At 31.4% G+C, this 506-nt stretch carries 1 protein-coding gene; it reads left to right on the plus strand.

Going from position 1 to position 506, the window contains the following annotated elements:
* The first annotated feature begins 28 nt into the window (after positions 1-28).
* Positions 29-463: a hypothetical protein gene (locus tag HMPREF2613_RS00630; protein WP_070478196.1), complete on the plus strand. Its 435-nt coding sequence runs from the start codon at positions 29-31 to the stop codon at positions 461-463.
* The last annotated feature ends 43 nt before the right edge of the window (positions 464-506 follow it).

Raw genomic sequence — 506 nt, forward strand, 5'->3', positions numbered from 1 at the left:
ATGTTGAAGCGGTTGATGTGGCTGCATAATGAAGCCGGAGGAGCTTTCTAAATTATCAGGTAGTATTGAAGAATATAACAAAAGTTTACTTGATAAGTTAAATGAGCAAACAAAAGCAACAAATAAAGTCTATGACGAATTAAAGAAATTTAATGAGCGCATTGATAAAGATAAACAGGAACAAGAGCAACTTGAAAAGAAAAAGCAAGATGAAAATCAAGAGAAGAAACAAGATTCTGATGCAATTCTAGAAGAATTAAAAAACCTATCTAAGCTGACAGAAGAAAACGGCAAGAAAACCGAGACTGATGAAAAAATAGCAAAGATAGTTTCCAAAGTTGAAAAAGATTACGATTTGTACCATATGCAGGCAAATGTCATTACTTTTTACGGAGTGATTGTCATTCCTGGTCTCCTTTTATTTTTCTTTATAAACCATCTCTTAAAACAATTTGTATTCTAAAAACTTGTCTATGGGTAAAGACGTTAAACTATACCTAAAAAAA

Origin of the sequence: Streptococcus sp. HMSC070B10 (assembly GCF_001808665.1) — a bacterium.
Lineage (GTDB): Bacteria > Bacillota > Bacilli > Lactobacillales > Streptococcaceae > Streptococcus.

Bases quoted from the DNA above. Each gene is read 5' to 3' on its own strand.
- HMPREF2613_RS00630 (WP_070478196.1), top strand. From the start codon at position 29: ATGAAGCCGGAGGAGCTTTCTAAATTATCAGGTAGTATTGAAGAATAT.